General features: G+C 22.1%; 21 protein-coding genes. 8 read left to right on the plus strand and 13 right to left on the minus strand.

Translation table 11 applies throughout. The features are described 5' to 3' along the window. Position 1: 1 nt before the first annotated feature. On the minus strand, positions 2-1,720 hold the full coding sequence (yidC, locus tag H0H76_RS01940) for a membrane protein insertase YidC (RefSeq protein WP_238783860.1): 1,719 nt from the start codon (positions 1,718-1,720) through the stop codon (positions 2-4). Then, a complete protein-coding gene (locus H0H76_RS01945; protein WP_185855367.1) occupies positions 1,717-3,354 on the minus strand; it encodes a CTP synthase in 1,638 nt (545 codons plus the stop codon). The genes yidC and H0H76_RS01945 overlap by 4 nt, the downstream gene beginning before the upstream one ends. A gap of 239 nt (positions 3,355-3,593) precedes the next feature. Between H0H76_RS01945 and clpX the strand changes: the two genes are divergently transcribed. Beyond that, positions 3,594-4,853, plus strand: a complete 1,260-nt coding sequence (gene clpX, locus H0H76_RS01950) for an ATP-dependent Clp protease ATP-binding subunit ClpX (protein ID WP_185855368.1) — start codon at positions 3,594-3,596, stop codon at positions 4,851-4,853. Here clpX and obgE read toward each other — a convergent pair. The 3 genes from obgE to lpdA all read right to left on the minus strand — a co-directional run bounded on the left by obgE (position 4,844) and on the right by lpdA (position 7,986). Next, entirely contained in the window at positions 4,844-5,836 is a 993-nt protein-coding gene (gene obgE, locus H0H76_RS01955; RefSeq protein ID WP_185855369.1) for a GTPase ObgE, read from the minus strand. The two genes, clpX and obgE, sit on opposite strands and share 10 nt — an antisense overlap. A 17-nt stretch (positions 5,837-5,853) precedes the next feature. Beyond that, complete coding sequence (locus H0H76_RS01960; RefSeq protein ID WP_185855370.1) at positions 5,854-6,447, minus strand: adenylate kinase family protein; 594 nt, start codon at positions 6,445-6,447, stop codon at positions 5,854-5,856. A gap of 144 nt (positions 6,448-6,591) precedes the next feature. Then, the gene (gene lpdA, locus H0H76_RS01965) at positions 6,592-7,986 is read right to left on the minus strand and encodes a dihydrolipoyl dehydrogenase (protein ID WP_185855371.1); all 1,395 of its coding nucleotides are present in this window, start codon (positions 7,984-7,986) and stop codon (positions 6,592-6,594) included. 113 nt (positions 7,987-8,099) lie between these two features. Between lpdA and fsa the strand changes: the two genes are divergently transcribed. Further along, positions 8,100-8,762, plus strand: a complete 663-nt coding sequence (gene fsa, locus H0H76_RS01970) for a fructose-6-phosphate aldolase (RefSeq protein WP_185855372.1) — start codon at positions 8,100-8,102, stop codon at positions 8,760-8,762. A gap of 4 nt (positions 8,763-8,766) precedes the next feature. Here the strand turns inward: fsa and H0H76_RS01975 are convergent, their stop codons facing one another. The 5 genes from H0H76_RS01975 to H0H76_RS01995 all read right to left on the minus strand — a co-directional run bounded on the left by H0H76_RS01975 (position 8,767) and on the right by H0H76_RS01995 (position 11,832). Then, positions 8,767-9,081 (minus strand): hypothetical protein, encoded by a 315-nt coding sequence (locus tag H0H76_RS01975; protein ID WP_185855373.1) that lies wholly within the window; start codon positions 9,079-9,081, stop codon positions 8,767-8,769. Continuing rightward, positions 9,078-9,860 (minus strand): tetratricopeptide repeat protein, encoded by a 783-nt coding sequence (locus H0H76_RS01980; protein WP_185855374.1) that lies wholly within the window; start codon positions 9,858-9,860, stop codon positions 9,078-9,080. Before H0H76_RS01980 ends, H0H76_RS01975 begins: the two co-directional genes overlap by 4 nt. 36 nt (positions 9,861-9,896) lie before the next feature. Continuing rightward, complete coding sequence (locus H0H76_RS01985; RefSeq protein WP_185855375.1) at positions 9,897-10,406, minus strand: ferritin; 510 nt, start codon at positions 10,404-10,406, stop codon at positions 9,897-9,899. Positions 10,407-10,417: 11 nt separating this feature from the next. Then, entirely contained in the window at positions 10,418-11,305 is an 888-nt protein-coding gene (gene dapA / locus H0H76_RS01990) for a 4-hydroxy-tetrahydrodipicolinate synthase (protein ID WP_185855376.1), read from the minus strand. A 239-nt stretch (positions 11,306-11,544) separates the two neighbouring features. Further along, on the minus strand, positions 11,545-11,832 hold the full coding sequence (locus tag H0H76_RS01995; RefSeq protein WP_238783861.1) for an RNA recognition motif domain-containing protein: 288 nt from the start codon (positions 11,830-11,832) through the stop codon (positions 11,545-11,547). A gap of 159 nt (positions 11,833-11,991) precedes the next feature. Here H0H76_RS01995 and pncB point away from each other — a divergent pair, with 159 nt between their 5' ends. The 6 genes from pncB (at position 11,992) to groL (ending at position 18,525) form a co-directional block, all read left to right on the plus strand. Beyond that, a complete protein-coding gene (gene pncB / locus H0H76_RS02000) occupies positions 11,992-13,170 on the plus strand; it encodes a nicotinate phosphoribosyltransferase (RefSeq protein WP_185855377.1) in 1,179 nt (392 codons plus the stop codon). Positions 13,171-13,225: 55 nt separating this feature from the next. Continuing rightward, positions 13,226-14,593: a tRNA (N6-isopentenyl adenosine(37)-C2)-methylthiotransferase MiaB gene (miaB, locus tag H0H76_RS02005; RefSeq protein WP_185855793.1), complete on the plus strand. Its 1,368-nt coding sequence runs from the start codon at positions 13,226-13,228 to the stop codon at positions 14,591-14,593. A gap of 30 nt (positions 14,594-14,623) precedes the next feature. Beyond that, positions 14,624-15,904 (plus strand): sigma 54-interacting transcriptional regulator, encoded by a 1,281-nt coding sequence (locus H0H76_RS02010; RefSeq protein WP_185855378.1) that lies wholly within the window; start codon positions 14,624-14,626, stop codon positions 15,902-15,904. A 147-nt stretch (positions 15,905-16,051) separates the two neighbouring features. Then, the gene (secG, locus tag H0H76_RS02015; RefSeq protein WP_185855379.1) at positions 16,052-16,288 is read left to right on the plus strand and encodes a preprotein translocase subunit SecG; all 237 of its coding nucleotides are present in this window, start codon (positions 16,052-16,054) and stop codon (positions 16,286-16,288) included. Between the two features lie 262 nt (positions 16,289-16,550). Further along, a complete protein-coding gene (locus H0H76_RS02020) occupies positions 16,551-16,829 on the plus strand; it encodes a co-chaperone GroES (protein WP_185855380.1) in 279 nt (92 codons plus the stop codon). A gap of 49 nt (positions 16,830-16,878) precedes the next feature. Continuing rightward, on the plus strand, positions 16,879-18,525 hold the full coding sequence (gene groL, locus H0H76_RS02025; RefSeq protein WP_185855381.1) for a chaperonin GroEL: 1,647 nt from the start codon (positions 16,879-16,881) through the stop codon (positions 18,523-18,525). Between the two features lie 164 nt (positions 18,526-18,689). Here groL and H0H76_RS02030 read toward each other — a convergent pair whose 3' ends face one another. From H0H76_RS02030 to H0H76_RS02040, 3 genes are all read right to left on the minus strand, one after another. Further along, on the minus strand, positions 18,690-19,193 hold the full coding sequence (locus H0H76_RS02030) for a KdsC family phosphatase (RefSeq protein ID WP_185855382.1): 504 nt from the start codon (positions 19,191-19,193) through the stop codon (positions 18,690-18,692). An 85-nt stretch (positions 19,194-19,278) separates the two neighbouring features. Beyond that, positions 19,279-19,602, minus strand: coding sequence for a DUF3276 family protein (locus tag H0H76_RS02035; protein WP_185855383.1), 324 nt, complete (start codon positions 19,600-19,602; stop codon positions 19,279-19,281). 63 nt (positions 19,603-19,665) lie between these two features. After that, positions 19,666-21,405, minus strand: coding sequence for an ABC transporter ATP-binding protein (locus H0H76_RS02040; RefSeq protein ID WP_185855384.1), 1,740 nt, complete (start codon positions 21,403-21,405; stop codon positions 19,666-19,668). Positions 21,406-21,456: the final 51 nt, after the last annotated feature.

Below are 21,456 nucleotides of genomic sequence, written 5' to 3' on the forward strand. Positions count from 1 at the left end.
ATTAAATATTACATTTTTGTATTTTTTCTAAAATTTTTTCTTCATTTAAGAAAAATTTTTTAATTAAAAATAGAAATATTATGTTAATAATATTTGAAACAAAATAATATAAAGATAATGCAGAAGCATAACTATTTATAAATAATAACATTATAAACGGCATAATATACAATAAAAAATTCATTTTTGGCATAAAATCCTCATTTTTAGATGATAATTCATTTTCGTTATTACTAAATTTAGTATATAAAAACAAGGCAAGTGCATATAATAAAGTAAGTAAACTAACGTGATCCCCATAAAATGGAATGAAAAAAGGTAATTTTAAAATAGAATCATAAGAAGTTAAATCATCTACCCACAAAAAATGTTTTCCCCTTAAATTAATAAGAGTTGGAAAAAATTTAAATAATGAATAAAAAATAGGAATTTGCAATAATGCTGATATACATCCTGACATTGGATGTATTCCTACCTTTTTATATAATTCCATTATTTTCCTTTGTTTTACCATAACTTCTTCATTTTTATATTTATTATTTAACTCTTCTATATATGGACGAATTATTCTCATTACTGCACTTAGTTTATATTGTTTATAAATTATAGGAGATAAAATTAATTTTACTACTATTGTCATTAGAATTACAATAATTCCATAATTCAAATTTGTTTTTTCCAAAAATTTAAAAATTGTTAGAAAAAAATATTTATTAATATAATTCAAAAAACCCCATCCAAATGGAATAATATTTTCAAATCCATTTTTATATTGTTTTAATAATTTAAAATCTATAGGACCAAAATACAAACTAAATGAAAAATTTATATCTAATCCTTTGTTTTTCATATAAGAATGAATATAAATTTTTTTTAAAAAATCTCCTGAAGAATAATTTTCCGAAAAAATATAAACATTTTTCAATATTTTATCCGGAATAATAATAGTTGAAAAGAATTGTTGTTTACAAGATATCCAATTTACATTATTGATGTATTTTTTTTCTGAATTTCTTTCAGATAAATACTTTATAGATGAATTTGTATAATTAGGTTTTGTATAAGAATAAAAAACCTGTGTATAAGAATTTTCCCAATTTCTATCTTTTTCCAATGGAAAAAGATTTTGTTCAAAATCTATTGTAAAAAATTCATTATATAAATTAATATCTTTTGTTTTTACATTAAATTTTATATCATACTTATTCTCCCCCTCAATTTTATAGTTATAATATAAAAATCCTTTTCCAAAAGGATTTTTTGCTTTCATAGTAACATAACAATTTTTTTCATTTTTTTTTTTAAAAAAAACAGGAATAAAATATAAATTACTTGTATTTAATTTTTTCTTTTTTGTAAAAGTTATATTATATAAAAAACTAGAATTATTTACTAAATAAAGATTTTTTTTATTTTTATGAGAAAAAGAATTTAAGTCGTAAGTTTTATACTTTTTTAAATAAACTTCACTTATAATTCCTCCTATGTTAGATATTTTTATTCTTAAAACATTATTTTCTAATGTTACAAAATCTTCTACTTTACCTTCATTATCTTTTCGTAAGGTAATAATACTTTTTTTGTTTGAAATAATTTTTTTTAAATTTTTATTTACACCTGTATTTAAATTTAGGTTGTATGTAAAAATTGAAAAAACTAATAGTATAAGAAATAATCCTATTATATAATTATAATCTAAATTTTTTTCCATCTTTTTCATATTTGATAGAAATTATTTGGACTAAAAGATTTGTAATTTTTAGAAATTTTAACAAAATTAATAAATAATGGATGAGGATTTATAACTGTACTTTTATATTCAGGATGATATTGTACACATAAAAAAAATATATGGTCTTTTAATTCAAATGCTTCTACTAATCCTGTATCTGGATTAATTCCAGTAGCATTCATTCCTGCATTAGAAAAAAATTTTAAATAATCATTGTTAAATTCATATCTATGTCTATGTCTTTCATATACTTCTTTTTTTCTATTATAAATATAAAATAATTTTGATCCTTCAATAAAAGAACACTTCCAATCACCTAAACGCATAGTTCCTCCTTTATAAATAACTTTTTTTTGTTGTTCCATAATATTTATTACTGGATGAGATGTTAATGGATTAATTTCATAACTGTTTGCATTTTTTAAACCTAATACATTTCTGGCAAATTCTATAACTGCAATTTGCATTCCTAAACATATTCCAAGAAAAGGAATCATGTTTTCTCTAGCATATTTTGCAGCTAAAATTTTTCCTTCTATTCCTCTATTTCCAAATCCAGGAGCTATTAAAATACCTGATATCCCACTAAAAAATTTTTTTACATTTTCATTATTTATTGTTTCAGAACATATCCACTTTATTTTAACATAAATTTCATTTTTTGTACCAGCATGTATTAAAGATTCTTCTATGGATTTATAAGCATCATGCAATTTTATATATTTTCCTACTAAAGCTATCTTAACTTTATATTTAGGATTTCTATATTTATTTATGAAAATATTCCATTTTGAAAAATTTGGTCTATTAAATGTTTTTAAATTTAAATGATCTAAAACTATTTTATCAAATTTTTGTAAATTAAGTAAACATGGGATTTCGTATATAATTTCAGTATCAATTGCTTCTATTACATTATTTAAATTTACATTACAAAATAATGCCAATTTTTTTTTTATTTCTTTAGAAATATGTTTTTTTGTTCTACATATAATAATATCAGCTTGTATCCCATTTTCCATTAACTTACGTACAGAATGTTGTGTAGGTTTAGTTTTTATCTCTCCAGTAGAAGATATATATGGTAGCAATGTTAAATGAATAATTATTACATTAAATTTTCCTAATTCCCATTTTAATTGACGAACTGATTCAACATATGGTAATATTTCTATATCACCTACTGTTCCTCCTATTTCTGTAATAATTATATCATAATTATTAGATTTTTCAAAAATTTTTATCCTTCTTTTAATTTCATTAGTTATATGTGGAATTACTTGTACAGTTTTTCCTAAATAATTGCCTTTTCTTTCATTATCTATTACTGTTTTATAAATCAATCCAGATGTAATACTATTTTTTTTAGTTGTATTCTGATTTAAAAAACGCTCGTAATGACCTAAATCTAAATCTGTTTCGGCTCCATCTGTGGTAACAAAACACTCTCCATGTTCATATGGATTCATTGTGCCAGGATCTATATTTAAATAAGGATCCATTTTTAATATAGTTACTCTATATCCACTATATTTCAATAACATTCCTAATGACGCTGATACTATACCTTTTCCTAAAGAAGATGTGACTCCACCAGTAATAAATATGTATTTTTTATTCATTAAATAATTACAGTATAAAGTATAATTTATAATTATTAATTATTATAAAAAAAATAAAAATTTATAATTTTTTTTTATATTTACTAAATTTGGAGCAAGTACTACACAATCTGCTCCCTGTTTAATTCCCTAGGATGGGAACATAGCAAGGATAAAATAGGTTGTAGCGATGTGTTGTAGGAGAGCTTGCTCCTTTTTTACTATTACTATAATAATAATATGATATTAAAATAATCTTTATGAAAGATTTACTTAAATGTAATTTTTGTGGAAAAAATAAAAATAATATAAATCTTTTAATATCAGGTATTAACAGTTATATATGTGATTATTGCGTAAAAAAAACATACTCAATTATTAACAGTAATAAAAATAATAATGAATTATACGAGACATGTAATAATACAAAAAATTTAAAAATAAAAGATTACAAAAACAAAATTAAAGTAAAAAAACCTAAAGAAATTAAAAGTTTTTTAGATAAGTATATAATAGGTCATGAAATTACTAAAAAAATTTTATCAGTAGCCGTTTATAATCATTACAAAAGAATTTATAACAATAATAATAATTTATTTACAAATCAAAAAAAAGAAAAAGAAAAAGAAAATATACAAATAGACAAATCAAATATACTATTAATTGGAGATACTGGAACCGGAAAAACTTTATTAGCAAAAAGTATAGCTAAATTAATGAATGTTCCATTTTCTATATCTGATTCTACTTCTTTAACAGAAGCAGGATATGTAGGAGAAGATGTAGAATCTATTTTAACAAGATTATTACAATCTGCAGATTATCATATAAATTTTGCAGAAAAAGGAATTATTTTTATAGACGAAATTGATAAAATATCTAGAAAAAGTGCAAACCCATCTATTACTAGAGATGTTTCTGGAGAAGGAGTCCAACAAGCATTACTAAAAATATTAGAAGGTTCTATTGTTCATGTACCTCCTCAAGGAGGTAGAAAACATCCAGAACAAAAAATGATTCCAATAAATACAGAAAATATATTATTTATAGCAGGTGGAACGTTTGATGGAATAAATAAAATAATTTCTGAAAGAAAACATTCTTCTACTATAGGATATTTTTATAAAAAAAAACAATATAGAGATAATTTAAAAGAAGAAATACAATACGAAGATTTAAAAAAATTTGGATTAATTCCAGAACTAATAGGAAGGTTTCCTATTGTAAATTATCTAAATCCATTAGATAAAATCCTTCTAAAAAGAATTTTAGTAGAACCAAAAAACTCTTTAATAAAACAATATAAAAGATTATTTTATTTGGATAAAATTTCATTAAATATAACAGATGATGCTTTAGATATTATTGTTAATGAATCATTTTATCTTGGTCTTGGAGCAAGAGGGCTACGTATATTTTGTGAAAAAATTTTTTTAGATTATCTATTTGATATAGAAAACACAAATACAATATTAAATATAGATAAAAATATAGTAGAACAAAAATTATTTCATTCTTGAAGTAATTTCCAAAGTCTTTGTTTCAATTCTAATAAACCACTTTTATTAAAAGAAGAAAAAAAAACAATATTTTTACCTAAATGAAAAAAATCTTTTTTAACCTTTTTTTTTATTTTATCATTAATCAAATCAGATTTTGAAATTGCTAACAATTGTTTTTTTCTTAATAATTTTATATTAAATTTACCTAATTCATTTAATAAATGAAAATATCTTTTTTTTTTATTTTTAAATTCTGAAGATATTAAAATTAATATAATTTTGTTTCTTTCTACATGTCTTAAAAATCTATATCCTAGACCTTTTCCCTTTGAAGAATTACGTATAATTCCAGGAATATCTGAGACTAAAAAAGAATCAAATCCTATATTAACTACACCAATATATGGTTTTTTGTTACTAAAAGAATAATTACCTATTATTGGTTTAGCATTAGTTATTGTAGAAAGTAAAGTTGATTTTCCTGAATTAGGAAATCCTACTATACCTACATCTGCTAATATTTTTAATTCTAAAAATATCCAATAACCTTGTGTAATTTCTCCATTTTTTTCATTATTATAATAATACAATCTTTTATTTTTTTCTTTAAAAAAAGCATTTCCTTTACCGCCTTTTCCTCCTATAAACAAAACTTTTTTTATATAATTATCAGTTATTTCTGTTAAAATACTGTTTTTGCTATCACTTACTATAGTTCCTATAGGAACTTCTATTAAAAAATCTTTTCCACTTTTTCCAGTTATTTTATTTCTCTTTCCTGAAGTTCCATCCATTGCAATACAATGTCTATTATATTTCAAATGTAAAAATGTATTAATGTTAGGATTCCCTTGTATAATTATATCACCTCCTTTTCCTCCTGATCCTCCATCAGCAATTTTTCTTTTCGCATAATTATTATTGCAAAAATGAATACAACCAGAGCCTCCATTTCCACTTTTACAAAAAATTTTTATAAAATCCACGAAATATTCTTTCATAAAAGAAAGTATTGTTTTTAATAATATTTAGTATTCAATAATGTATAAATTTCTTTTTTTATAAAAAAAGATAATTTTTCTATAGAAAAATTAGCATCTAACATAATAATTTTTTTACCTAGTTCTAAATTTTTCCATATTAAAGAAATTTCTTTATCATACTCTTTTATTCTATTTTCAATTATTTTAATGTTTATATCATCTTTCCTATTTTCAGTTATTTTTCTTTTTAATAATCTGTTAATTATTATGTCTTTATTAATAACAAAATAAAAAATTATATTTATTTTTCCCATTGAGAGCTTATTTAGTATTGTTTTTAGAAAAATTATTTGCTCCTTTGTTCTAGGATATCCATCATAAATAAAACCACTTGCATTTAAATTTTTCTTTATTTCTAAACTTATAATATTATTAGTTATAATATCAGGAACTAATTTACCTTGATTAACATAAAAACTTACATTTTTACCTAAACTAGTTTTTCTTTTAATATGATCTCTAAATATAATTCCAGTAGATAAATGAATAAATCTGAAATTATTTTCTATAATCTTAGCCTGAGTTCCTTTCCCACATCCAGGTGGCCCAAATAACACAATATTTATCATAAAAAAATAAAAGTTATAAATCTTGTATAGGAAAAAAAATACAAAATTTAATGTAAATAAAATAATATAATAGAATTGAGTAAAAAAAAAGGTGTATATAGTATAAAAATTATAAAAAATAATTAATCTTTTACTTTTTTATATTTAAAGATGAATAGCTTTTCCATAAGCTGAAGATATAGATTCAAAAATAGATGAACTTAATGATGGATATGGATGAATAGTATTTAATATTTCATAACTAGTAGTTTCTAATTTTCTAGCAATAACAACTTCTGAAATTAAATCAATTACATTGTCTCCAATCATATGACAACCCAACCATTCATCATATTTTTCATCAAAAATAACTTTAATAAAACCATTGTTCCCTTTATTAATACATCCCATAGATTTAAATGGAAATTTAAATATTTTTATTTTATAACCTCTTTCTTTAGATTCTTTTTCTGTATATCCTACAGTAGCTATTTCCGGTGAAGAATAAACACAAATTGGGACATTGTTATAATCTATTTTTTGAGGATTTAATCCTTTTATATTCTCAACACAATTTATTGCTTCATGATAAGCTACATGTGAAAAAAAAGGTGTATTTATAACATCTCCAATAGCATAATATCCATCTACATTAGTTTTATAATTATCATCTACAATAATAAACTTTTTTTCAGTTTGAATTCCAATTTTTTCCAATCCAAGTGTATCTGTATCTGGAATTCCTATAGTTGAAAAAAGTATAAGATCAACTTCTAATCTAATTTTTTTATTCTTATTACAAGATGTTATAATATCAACAGTTAATTTATTATTTTTCTTATATATATTCTTTATCAAAGAAAATAGAAATATACTTATACCCATTTTTTCAAATGAATATTTTAAATAATCAGATATATCATTATCTCCATTTGAAAAAATATTTTTGCTTTCTTCTATAAGAAAAACTTTAGTTCCCATACAATTGTAAAAGAAAGCTAATTCTATTCCAATTGATCCTCCTCCAACAATTATAATTTTTTTAGGTACCTTTGATAGGTTAATAACTTCTTTGTATGTTATTATTTTTTCATTATCATAATAATTTTCTTTTATTTTTTTAGGTAATCTACCAGTAGCAATAATTATATTTTTTGCTGAATATTCTTCTAATTTTTTTCCATTTTTTAAAATTTCAACTTTTTTTCCTTTCTTTAATCTTGCATTTCCATGAAAAACATGAACATTATTTTTTTTCATTAAATAGGAAATATTATGTTTTATATCTTTTGTTGTTTTTTTACTCTTTTCAATAATGTTAGAAAAATTTATTTTTAACATGTTATTATTAATTCCAAAAAATTCTCCATATTTTTTAAACATATTAAAAGTTTTTGCACTTTTCAAAATAGATTTTATAGAAATACATCCATTATTTAAATAATTTCCACCAATTTCAGATTTTTCTACTATAGCTGTCTTCATTCCAAGTTGAGAAGATCTTATAGAAGCTACATACCCACCTGGCCCACTACCTAAAATAATAACATCAAAATGCATAATTACTGATAAATAAATTTTTGTTATGTTAAATTACAAATTTTTACTAAAAAAAAACAAAAAAACTTTTGTAAAGTATAAATTGCGTTATAATAATGGTAATATGATTAAAAATGAAATTTTTTATAGATACAGCTAATTTAAAAGAAATAAATGAAGCAAAATCAATTGGGATCCTAGATGGAGTTACAACTAATCCATCTTTAATTGCAAAAGAAAACATTTACAATAAAAAAGATATTTTACAACACTATTTATCTATATGTAATATAGTAAAAGATAGAGGGAGGGTCAGTGCAGAAGTAATTAATACTAGTTATGACAAAATTATAAAAGAAGGAATGTATTTGGCTTCTATTCATCCAAGAATTGTTGTAAAAATTCCTATGATTTTAGACGGAATAAAATCTATAAAATATTTTTCAGAAAAAAATATAAAAACTAATTGTACTTTAATATTTTCAGTTAGCCAAGCAATTTTAGCGGCTAAAGCAGGTGCTACTTATGTATCTCCATTTATTGGTAGAATAGATGATATACACTACAGTGGGTTGAACTTAATAAAAGAAATTCAGTATGCATTTGATAAATATAAATTCAATACAAAAATAATAGCTGCATCTATAAGAAATACAATACATATTTTGGAATGTATTAAAATAGGAATTTTTGCAGTTACTTCTCCTTTAAATATTTTACATTCATTATATAAACATCCATTAACAGATATAGGTTTAAATAAATTTATAAAGGATTACAAAAGTAAAATATCTTAATTTATTATCTTATTATTATTTTTATTTTGTTATTCAATAAATATTGAATAGATAAAGAAGTAGATTTAGGTAATTTTTCATAAAATTTAGAAAGTTCTATTTGTTCTTTATTTTCAATAACTTCTTCTAAATTATTTTTATTAAATAATTCAAAGTCTTCTAATTTTTTATCTAAATCTTTTTTTATTTTATTATTTATAATTTTACTTAATTTATCTAATATGCAAATAGTTTGATATATATTTTTTCCAGATTTATTTTGCAAATTTATACAATCTACTGTTTCTATATCTATTGGAGCATTTAAATCTAAATTCATTTAGTTTTCTTTTTACTAATTTTATATTTATTAGTTTTATTAGGTTTATTAGTTTTATTAGGTTTATTAGTTTTATTAGGTTTATTAGTTTTATTAGGTTTATTAGTTTTATTAGTTTTATTAGTTTTATTAGTTTTATTAGTTTTATTAGTTTTATTAGTTTTATTAGTTTTATTAGTTTTATTAGTTTTATTAGTTTTATTTTTCTTTATTATTTTAATAAATACATTCTTTTTACCTATAATAAAATATTCATACAACTTTTTTAATTCCTTTGCGTTTTTATATTTTGGAAATTCTTTAGTATATATTCTATATTCTCGAATGAAATTATTTTTTTTGTTTAGTTTAAACTCAGATAAGCATATTTTCCATAATATTCTTTCTCTATAAATACTTATTGGAAATGTATTAATAAACTGATAAAATTGATCTAAAGCAATTTTATACTTACCTTCAAAAAAAAGATCTCTAGCAATTTCATATGCTTTATCTTCTTTACCTGAAGATATGTTATTTAAAAAATTAATTGTACTTGTTGTTATTGAACTATGTGGATGATCTACTAAATAATAATTTAATTTTATAATATTTTTATTAATTCTTTCTTTATTAAAATCAATATTTAATTTAATATAATAATTGTTATTTATATCACTTTCTATATGGAAACTTTCGGAATATTTATCAAATTTAGTTAGTATATTACTAATATTTATTTTTACATTTTTTCCTTCTTTTGGCCATGGATAAAGAGTATAGCTTCCAAAAATTACCATTATTACTATTAAAAAAAATTTAAAATTCACAACTTTTTATATTTTTGTGTGCTTTTTATTAAATTTTTTTAGTTCTTTATCAAATAAGTACAATCCTATATTATTATTTTCTAATAATGTTATTTTATCTAAAATACATTTGCTTAATGTTTCTTCTTCAATTTGTTCTGATACATACCATTGTAAAAAATTATAAGTAAAATAATCTTTAACTTCTAAAGAAAGTTCTACTAAAATATTAATTTCTTTAGAAATTTTCTTTTCATGACAAAATAATTCATAAAATATTTCTCTTAAAGAGAGGAATTTCCTCTCTTTAAGAGAAATATTTTTGTTTATTATAACTGTCCCACTTCTTTTATTAATATATTTTATAATATTAATCATATGTGATCTTTCCTCATTGGAATGATCATATAAAAATTTACTTACTCCATTAAAACCCTTACTTTCGGTTAATATCCCCATCATTAAATATAAGTGAGAAGATTCAAATTCTCTATTTAATTGTTTATTTAATCCTTTTTGTATATTTTCATTGAACATAATAATAATTACTAATAAACTTTTTTAAAAAAATCTTTTATTTTTCCTTCTAAAAAAAAACTTCCAGATAATAAAGGAAGTCTAACATATGAATTACAAATATTAATAGTTTTTAATAAAGTTTTTATTCCTACTGGATTTCCTTCTTCATAAATAAGTTCTATTATTCTATAAACTTTATAAAAAATAGAAAAAGATTCTTTAACTTTGTTATTCATTGCTAATGAAATCATTTTAGAAATTTCATTCGGAATTCCTTGTGCAATTACAGAAATTGTTCCATCTCCTCCACCTAATAGAATTGGTAAAGTTATAAAATCATCTCCAGATATTAAACTAAAATTCTTAGGTTTTTTTTCCATAATTTTATAAGATTGCAAAATATTTCCAGAAGCTTCTTTTATTCCTATTATATTTTTGAAATTATTAGCTAATCTTAATACTGTATTTGGTAATATATTAGATCCAGTTCTTTTAGGTACATTATAAATAATTATTTTTATTTCTGTATTTGTATTGTTAATAATAGATTTGAAATGTTGATAAATTCCTTCTTGAGAAGGTCTATTATAGTAAGGACATACAGATAAAATTGCATGAAAATCAGATAAATTATTTATAGAATTTATTTGTTTTATAACACATTTTGTATTATTTCCCCCTAAACCAAGAATTAATGGTAATTTTTTATAATTTGAATACGAAATACATTCTATAATGTCTCTTTTTTCTTCTCTTTTTAAAGTAGATGTTTCAGCAGTAGTTCCTAATGCTACTAAATAATTAACTCCATTATTTAAAACAAATTTAACAAGTTTTTCCAATCCATTAAAGTCTATTTCTCCATTATTTTTAAAGGGAGTAACTAACGCTACACCTGTTCCAAGTAATTTTTTCATAGATTATTTTTCTATATATATATTACTATTATTAGTATTTAGTATTAGAATTAGATTAGTATAGTATGTCTTATTTTATATTAAAATATTACAATTACATTACAATTACATCACAATTACATTACAATTAAAAAATTACAAAGTTAAATTTTTATTTTTTTAACATTTAACAGTTAAAACAGATGTTAGCGTATATTTACAAATTACAAATTGAGAATTAAATTGACCAACAGAAAAAATTAAAAATCTCTTCTAATTCTTGGTCTAGCTGCAGATACAATAATATTTCTTCCAGAAAATTCTATTCCATTTAATTTTTCTATAGCTTTTTTTGCATTTTCTTCACTAGACATTTCCACAAAACCAAACCCTTTACTTCTTCTATTTGAAGTAGATTCGTCAAAAATAATTTTAACATTAATCACTTCTCCTATAGTTTCAAAATATTCCCTTAATTCTTGTTCTGTTACTTCATATGATAAATTTCCTACATATAATTTTGTATTATTAATATTGTTATTTTCCATAAGTAAATTGTTTTAAAAGCAAATTTAGATAAATATTTTTTCTAAAAAAGAAAAATATATAAATACATAACTATAATTAATATAATATAATATTTTTAATATTAAAAATATTGTTAAAAAAACAATATTTTTTTTTAATCATTTAAATAATGTTTATTCATGAATAATTCTTGTGTTATTTCATCATTATTAGATAATGACTTTTACAAATTTACTATGCAAAATGCAGTATTGAAATTATTTCCATCAGCAAAAGCTAAATACAAATTCATAAATAGAGGAAAACATCTTTTTCCAAAAAATTTTTCAAATATTTTAAAGGAAAATATTAATGAAATGGCTAATTTAAAATTATCAAGTGAAGAAAGAAATTACTTAGAAAAATATTGTCCATATTTAGATACTACTTATTTAGATTTTTTAAACAAATATAAATTCAATCCAAATGAAGTTAATATTCATCAATATGGACAAAATATTTTTATGGAAATAGAAGGATTATGGCATAGAACTATTTTATGGGAAGTTCCTATCTTAGCAATTATATCAGAATTATATTATAAACTAACTGGAACAAAAACAAATAGAATTTCAGATGATATAATAAAAATTATTACTAAAAATAAAATAAATAAATATAAGAATTTAAAAGTAAAAGTAGGAGAATATGGAACTAGAAGAAGATTTTCTTATAAAGTACAAAAACTAGTTTTAAAAATTCTAATTGAAAATGGAAATAAATTTTTTATTGGTAGTAGTAATGTCCATTTCTCTCATATTTTTTCTACAATACCTTTAGGGACTAAAGGCCATGAATGGATTATGTTTCATGCTGCAAAATATGGATTTAAAATAGCTGATAAAATTGCTATGAAAAATTGGTTATATATTTATTCTGGTAACTTAGATATTGCTTTGTCTGATACATATACTTCTTATATTTTCTTTAAAAATTTTAATAAAAAATTATCAAATATATTTAGTGGAATCAGACATGATAGTGGAGATCCTATTTCCTTTATAAAAAAAGCTATAAATCATTATGAAAAATTTGGAATTAATCCTAAAAAAAAAAAAATTGTATTTTCAGACAATTTAGATCCATATAAAGTAGAATATATTTCTTCTTTTTGCAAGAATAAAATAAATTCTTGTTTCGGAATAGGAACAAACTTTACTAATGATGTAGGATTACCAATTATGAATATTGTTATAAAAATGATAAAAACATCTTTTAAAAAAAAATGGATATCAGTAGTAAAACTTTCAAATATAGAAAAAAAATCTACTGGAGAAAAAAATATGATTTTTTTGGCAAAAAAAATACTTCATTTATAAGTATAGTCATAGTACATAAATTATGGCAGTAATAATGACACAAAAAAATTATATTATGAAAAAACAAATATTATTTAATTCAAAAAAATATTTTTACATAGAAAATTTTGGATGCCAGATGAATGTTTCAGATAGTGAAATAATTACTTCAATTTTACTAAGAAATGGATTTAACTTATCTAAAAGTTTAAAAGAAGCAAATATTATTTTATTAAACTCTTGTTCAATTCGAGAAAAAGCAGAAATAACTTTAAAAAATAGATTAAAAGAATTAAAAAACTTAAAAGATAAATATACTTTATTTGGAATTATAGGATGTATTACAAAACAAAAAATAAAATACTTTTTAAATAAACAAAAAGTAGATTTTTTTGCAAATCCAGATTCTTATAAAGAAATACCAAAAATTATTTACTCTTGTATAAGAGGAGAAAAAATTATATATACTCCAAAAAAAAAAGAAACTTATTCAGATATAATTCCATTTCATTTTTCAAAAAAAATAAAATCATTTTTAAGTATAACAAGAGGATGTGATAATATGTGTACTTTTTGTATAGTCCCTTTTACAAGAGGTAGAGAAGTAAGTAGAGATCCAAATTCTATTATTAAAGAAGCTCAATATTTATTTGAAAAAGGTTATAAAGAAATTACTCTATTGGGACAAAATGTAGATTCATATAAATGGGAATCTAAATCTAATATAGATAAATATTATAAAAAACACAATAAAAAATACACAATAAACTTTTCTGAACTTTTAGAACTTATAGCAAAAAAAATACCATTTATTAGGATAAGATTTTCCACTTCTAATCCACATGATATGTCTGATGAAGTTCTTAAAATTATTTCTAAATATAAAAATATATGTAAACACATTCACTTACCAGTTCAATCTGGTAGCAATAAGATTTTGAAATTAATGAATAGAAAATACACTAGAGAAAAATACTTATCATTAATAAAACGTATTAAAACTATAGTTCCTGAATGTTCAATATCTCATGATATTATGACAGGTTTTTGTGAAGAAAATGAAAAAGATCACTTAGACACATTAAGCTTAATGAATGAAGTTAAATATAATTATGGATATATGTTTTCTTATTCACCTAGACCAGGAACATATGCATATAGAAATTTACCAAATAATGTTCCTAATGAAATTAAAAAAAAACGATTAATAGAAATAATAGAATTACAAAAACTGCATTCTATTATGAGAATGAAAGAATATTTAGGAAAAGAACAAGAAATATTAATAGAAGGAATATCAAAAAAAAGTTACAATTATTTATATGGTAGAAATTCACAAAATATAGTAGTTGTTTTTCCAAAAGGATTTTACAAAATAGGTGATATAGTAAAAGTTAAAATACAAAAAATAACTTCAGCAACATTAATAGGAAATCTATGTTAATGTTGATATATATTAAACTAAACATAAAATATGAAATCTATTAAAAACATAAAACAAAAATTTGGAATAGTTGGACATGATTATTCTCTTTTAAGAGCATTAGAAAAAACAATTCAAGTTTCTCCAACAGATATTTCTGTATTAGTACTTGGAGAAAGTGGAGTTGGTAAAGAATTTATTCCAAAAATAATTCATCAATATTCTTATAGAAAACATTCTCCTTATATTGCTGTTAATTGTGGAGCTATTCCAGAAGGGACAATAGATAGTGAATTATTTGGTCATGAAAAAGGTTCTTTTACAGGAGCTACAAATATGAGAAAAGGATATTTTGAAGTTGCAAATGGCGGAACTATATTTCTAGATGAAGTTGGTGATTTACCTCTTACTACACAAGTACGTTTACTTAGAATTTTAGAATCAGGAGAGTATATTAAAGTAGGATCTTCAAAAATACAAAAAACTAACATACGTATTGTTGCAGCTACAAACTTAAATATGATAGAATCTATAGAAAGTGGTAAATTCAGAGAAGATTTATATTATAGACTTAATACTGTTCAAATAGATGTTCCACCTTTACGTTTTCGTAAAAACGACATAAAATTTTTATTCAAAAAATTTTCTATAGATTTTGCAGAAAAATACAATATGCCACCTATAATATTAACAGAACAATCTTTAAAATATTTAGAAAACTATCCTTGGCCAGGAAATATTAGACAATTAAAAAATTTTATAGAACAAGTATCAGTAGTAGAAACTAATAGAGAAATTGATATTGAAAAATTAAAAGAATATCTTCCAAATAACATTCCATATAACATTCCATCATTATCTTTTTCAAGATTCAATTTTAGTAGTAAATCATTTATTAATAATTTATCTAATGATCGTGATTTTATATATAAAATTTTATTTGAAATGAAAAAAAATTTTAATGATTTAAAAAATATAACATATAAGTTAATAAAAAACAACCAAAATATCAGATTTAATAGAGAAAATCAAAAAATTATATATGATTTTTTTGGAAAAGAAATTTCACATACTTCAAACAAAGAAGATTCATTATTTCAATTAGAAGTAGAAGGAACTACTAAATCCTCTTTGGAAGAAGATCTAGATTTAGATTATGAAGATATAGAAATAGATAAAGAAGAAATTTCTTCTTTATCTCTACAAAAACAAGAAATAAAATATATTCAAAAAGCTTTAAAAAAAAATAATGGAAAAAGAAAAAAAACTGCAAAAGAACTAGGAATTTCAGAAAGAACTTTATACAGAAAAATTAGACAATATGGTTTATGATTATAAAATATAAAATATAAAATAAATATTGTACTTTAATTATTAAACTTAATTTTTAACTTTAACTTTAAAATTAAAATTGAAAAATACAATAATACAATAAAAAATTAAAAAAATAAAAATATATATTAAAAATTTACATAAAATATGTATATCACTGTATTGGGAATACTTATTTCAATTGTTAGTATTCTACTTATATTTGTTATTTTAATACAAAGTCCAAAAAAAGAAAGTATAAATCAATCTTTTATGGAAAAAAATTTTAGATTTTTTGGAATAAAAAGAACTAATACTTTTTTAGACAATATCACATGGTCATTATCAATTATAATATTGCTATTAATTTTAATTTTCAATTATTTATTAAAATCAAGAAATTAAATTATATTATGTCATAATGACACTTAATATTGTTATAAACAAGTAAAAATTTAAATATTTTTTATTTGGCATGTTTTTGGCTTCATTAACTAATAAAAAGTAAAATTATATTATAATTATATAATATGATCTATAACTATAATAAAAATAAATAATAAAAAAAAATTAAAATTAAAAAACAAAAAAAACAATTGTAATTGTAAGTAAAATAAATTAAGTTAAAGTTAATACAAATACAAAAATTAAAATTAAAATATAAAATATGATGGAAGTAAATATTAAACCATTATCAGACCGTGTACTTGTAAAACCTGACCCTGCTGAAACAAAAACTTCTTCAGGAATTATAATTCCTGATACTGCAAAAGAGAAACCACAAAAAGGAACTATAATGGCAGTAGGAAAAGGAAAAAAAAATGAACCAATGATTCTAAAAGAAGGAGATAGAGTTTTGTATGGTAAATATTCTGGAACAGAATTAAAATGGGAAAATGAGGAATATCTTATTATGAGAGAATCCGATGTAATTGCTATTATATAACTACTATCATTATCATATTTATTAAAAAATTTTATAAAATATAAAAATTATGGCAAAAGATATTAAATTTGATATTGAAGCAAGAGATAAATTAAAAAAAGGAGTTGATGCATTAGCTAATGCTGTTAAAGTAACTTTAGGTCCAAAAGGACGTAATGTAGTATTACAAAAATCTTTTGGAGGCCCTCAAGTAACTAAAGATGGTGTAACAGTAGCTAAAGAAATAGAATTAGAAGATCCTATAGAAAATTTAGGAGCTCAAATGGTTAAAGAGGTAGCATCTAAAACTAATGATGTAGCAGGTGATGGAACAACTACAGCTACTGTATTAGCTCAAGCTATTGTACGAGAAGGTTTAAAAAATGTTGCAGCTGGAGCAAACCCTATGGATTTAAAAAGAGGAATAGATAAGGCTTTAGAAGTTGTAATTTTAGATCTAAAAAAACAATCTAGAGAAGTTGGTGGAAATACAGAAAAAATACAACAAGTTGCATCTATTTCAGCAAATAATGATGAAAAAACTGGAGCATTAATAGCAGATGCTTTTGAAAGAGTCGGAAAAGAAGGAGTAATTACTGTAGAAGAAGCCAAGGGTACAGACACCTCTGTAGATGTTGTGGAGGGAATGCAATTTGATAGAGGATACCAATCTCCTTATTTTGTTACAAATACTGAAAAAATGATAACAGAATTTGATCAACCTCAAATTTTATTATCTGATAAAAAAATAGCCGCTATGAAAGATTTGTTACCTATATTAGAACCGGTAGCACAATCAGGAAAACCTTTACTAATTATTTCAGAAGAAGTAGAAGGAGAAGCCTTAGCAACTTTAGTAGTCAATAAAATACGTGGGACTTTGAAAGTAGCAGCTATAAAAGCTCCAGGGTTTGGTGATAGAAGAAAAGCAATGTTAGAAGATATTGCTGTTTTAACTGGTGGACAAGTAATTTCTGAAGAAACTGGTAGCAAATTAGAAGATGTTAAATTAAATATGTTGGGAAAAGCGGAAAGAGTTATAATAGATAAAGATAATACTACTATTGTAAATGGAGGTGGGAATAAAAAAGATATTAGAGCAAGAGTAGAACAAATTAAAGCTCAAATAGAAACTACAACATCTGATTATGATAAAGAAAAATTACAAGAACGTCTTGCTAAACTAGCTGGAGGAGTAGCTGTTCTTTATGTAGGTGCAGCATCTGAAGTTGAAATGAAAGAAAAAAAAGATAGAGTAGATGATGCATTAAATGCTACTAGAGCAGCAGTCGAAGAAGGTATAGTTGCTGGTGGAGGTGTTGCATTAGTACGTGCTATTAATTCTTTAGATAATACAAAAGGTGATAATTCTGATCAAGATACAGGAATTCAAATAGTTAGAAGATCATTAGAAGAACCATTACGTCAAATAGTAGCTAATGCAGGTGGAGAAGGATCAGTTGTAGTTGCTAAAGTAGCTGAAGGTAAAGGTGATTTTGGATATGATGCAAAAATGGGAGAATATAAAAACATGATAGTTGAAGGTATTATAGATCCTACAAAAGTAGCTAGAGTAGCATTAGAAAATGCGGCGTCTGTTTCAGGAATGTTATTAACCACTGAATGTGTAGTAACAGAAATTAAGAAAGAAGATAGCAATTCAGTTCCACAAATGCCAGGTGCTGGAAGTGGTGGTGGAATGGGAGGTATGATGTAAAAAGAGGTATGATGTAAAAAAATGTAAATATATTAGTCTAGTCTAGTCTAGCCCCTATATGTGGCTATGTGGCTATATGTAAAAAAAAATAGTGTCAATAATTTTGACACTATTTTTTTTTACATATACATTATTATATTATATTTTATATAAATAATATTATATTATAAATACCAATTATTTTGAATTTTTAAAGTTTTTTCAATAACATCTCTAACACATCCTCTACCTCCTTTTTTTGGAGAAATATACTTAGATATATCTCTTACTTCTTGTACTGCATCAATTGGGGAACTAGGTAGTGCTACAGATTTCATAATTTCTATATCAGGAATATCATCTCCCATGTATAACACTTTATTTTTTTCAATATTTAATACATCACAATATTCACATAAATATTTTTTTTTATCTATAACCCCTTGATAAATATAACGGATATTTAATCCTCTTAATCGTCTAAAAACCGTTAAATCTCGCCCACTAGTAATAACACACAAATTATATCCATTTTTTATTGCTAGTTGTATAGCATATCCATCCTTTGCAAACATATGTCTACCAAGATTTCCATTTGACAATAAACTTAAGGTACAATTGGTTAATACTCCGTCAACATCAAATATAAAAGTATTAATATTACGCATTATACACATGTAATTATCCATGTAACAACTAAAATTTTTTACTAAAAAAACTACATCATTTTTTTATAATATAATATATATTGTATTTTGTATTTCATATAAATTATTAATTATATGATGCATTATGATTTTTAAAATCTTTTTGATGACGTTCTGAAATTACTTCTTTTCCTTTTTCATTTATTATAAATCTAATCATATCATCTAATATGCTCTGAAATTTAGAAAAATCTTCTTTATATAAATATATTTTATGTTTTTTATAAGTTATTTCTCCTGTCTCAGTAAAATTTTTTTTACTTTCAGTAATAGTTAGATAATAATCTCCTGCTCTTGTTTCTCTTGCATCAAAAAAATATGTACGACTACCAGTCTTTAGAGTTTTTGAACAAATTTCGTTTCTTTCTTTAATTTTTTCTTTTTCGTCCATTTCAAAATATATTATAATCCTAACAAGACAAATCTAAATAAAAAAAATGGTCTATACCTATTTTTAATTAATATTATTCATATTTTTCTTTTTCATTTTAAAAATGCTTCCATTTTTTAATATTATATGTAAATCAAAATTCTTTATATAAGAAATATCATGTGTAATAATAATCACAGTATTTCTATTTAAATACATATCTATATTAATATGATTAATAATAGATTTCCTAATTTTCTGATCTATAGCAGAAAAACTATCATCAAAAATAAGTATTTTAGGAGATCTGATCATTGCTCTAGCTATACATATTCTTTGTTTTTGCCCACCAGATAAATTAATACCATTTTCTCCAATAATTGTGTTATATCCATTTTTAAAACAAAGAATTTCCTGTTCTATCATTGCTTTTCTAGCTGCATCATAAACTTTATTTGGATGGACATTTCCAATACAACCTATAGCTATATTATTATAAATAGTATCTGAAAAAATAAAAGATTCTTGTGGAACATAACCTAAATTCATTCTAAATTTATGTAAATTATAATTTCTTAATGGAATATTATCTATAAGTATATTTCCTTTGCATGGATCATATAAACGGGATAATAATCTACATATAGTAGTTTTTCCAGATCCAGTATCTCCAGTTAACACTAAAATTTTTCCATTTATTAATGTAAATGATATTTTACTTATAATTTTTTTATTTTTATTATTGTTATTTATATAGGAAAAACTTACATTTTTAAATTGTATTTTTCCAGTAATATTAGTGTTATAATATTTTTTTTTACAAGTAATATCTGGTTTTACTTTTAAAAACTCATTAATACGTATTTGTGATATTTTTGCTCTTTCCAAAATAGAAATCACCCAACTTAACATAAGAAATGGAAATACTAAAATATTAATATATGTAAAAAACTCTGCAATAACACCTATTTCTTTTATTTCTCCATTTAAATATTTTTTTCCTCCAAAAAAAATAATTAAAAAATTACTTATTCCAATAAAAAATATTATTATAGAAGATAAAATAGTATCAACAGTTGTTAGTTCTACATTTTTTTTTTTATATTTTTTTACTAAGTTTATATATTTATGCTTAAATGATTTCTCAGATACAAATGATTTTATAATATGAATTCCTGAAAATGTATCATGTATGAATGAACATAGAATAGATTGATATTTTTGTGCTTTTATACTTTTTTTAGAAATAAAAAAACTTATATAATAAATGAAAATAAAAAGAATAGGAATTGGAAAAATAACATAAAAAGTTAATTCAATATTAATTTGTAACATTTTTATAAATACCATTAAAAAAAGAACTATAAGATTAACTATATACATTATTCCAGGTCCTATATATTGTCTTATTAATGATACATCTTCCGTTAATCTATTCATAAGATCTCCAGTAGTATTATTTTTATAGAAAGATGAACTTAATTTTTGATAATGTAAAAATATTTTGTTTTTAATATCAAATTCTATCATTCTAGATGTAGTTATTATACATTTTCTCATATGATATTTAACATAGCCTCCTATAATTGGAACAATTATAATAATACTAGAATATATAAAAATATGTTTTTTTAAATATAAAATATTTTTTTTATTTGAAAAATCTGTAAACAAATATTTTATAGTATTAATAGATTTTCCAATATAATAGATTGGAAATAAACTTAAAATATTTGATATTAAAATTAGAAAAAACCCTATAAACAATCTAATTTTATATTTTTTATAATATTTTTTACTGAAAACAAATAACCCATAATTCATATGGTATACAAAATTACCAAACTTTTTAAAGTTTATTTTTTATTTATATGT

Source organism: Blattabacterium cuenoti, assembly GCF_014251275.1.
Classification (GTDB): Bacteria; Bacteroidota; Bacteroidia; order Flavobacteriales; family Blattabacteriaceae; genus Blattabacterium; species Blattabacterium cuenoti_AG.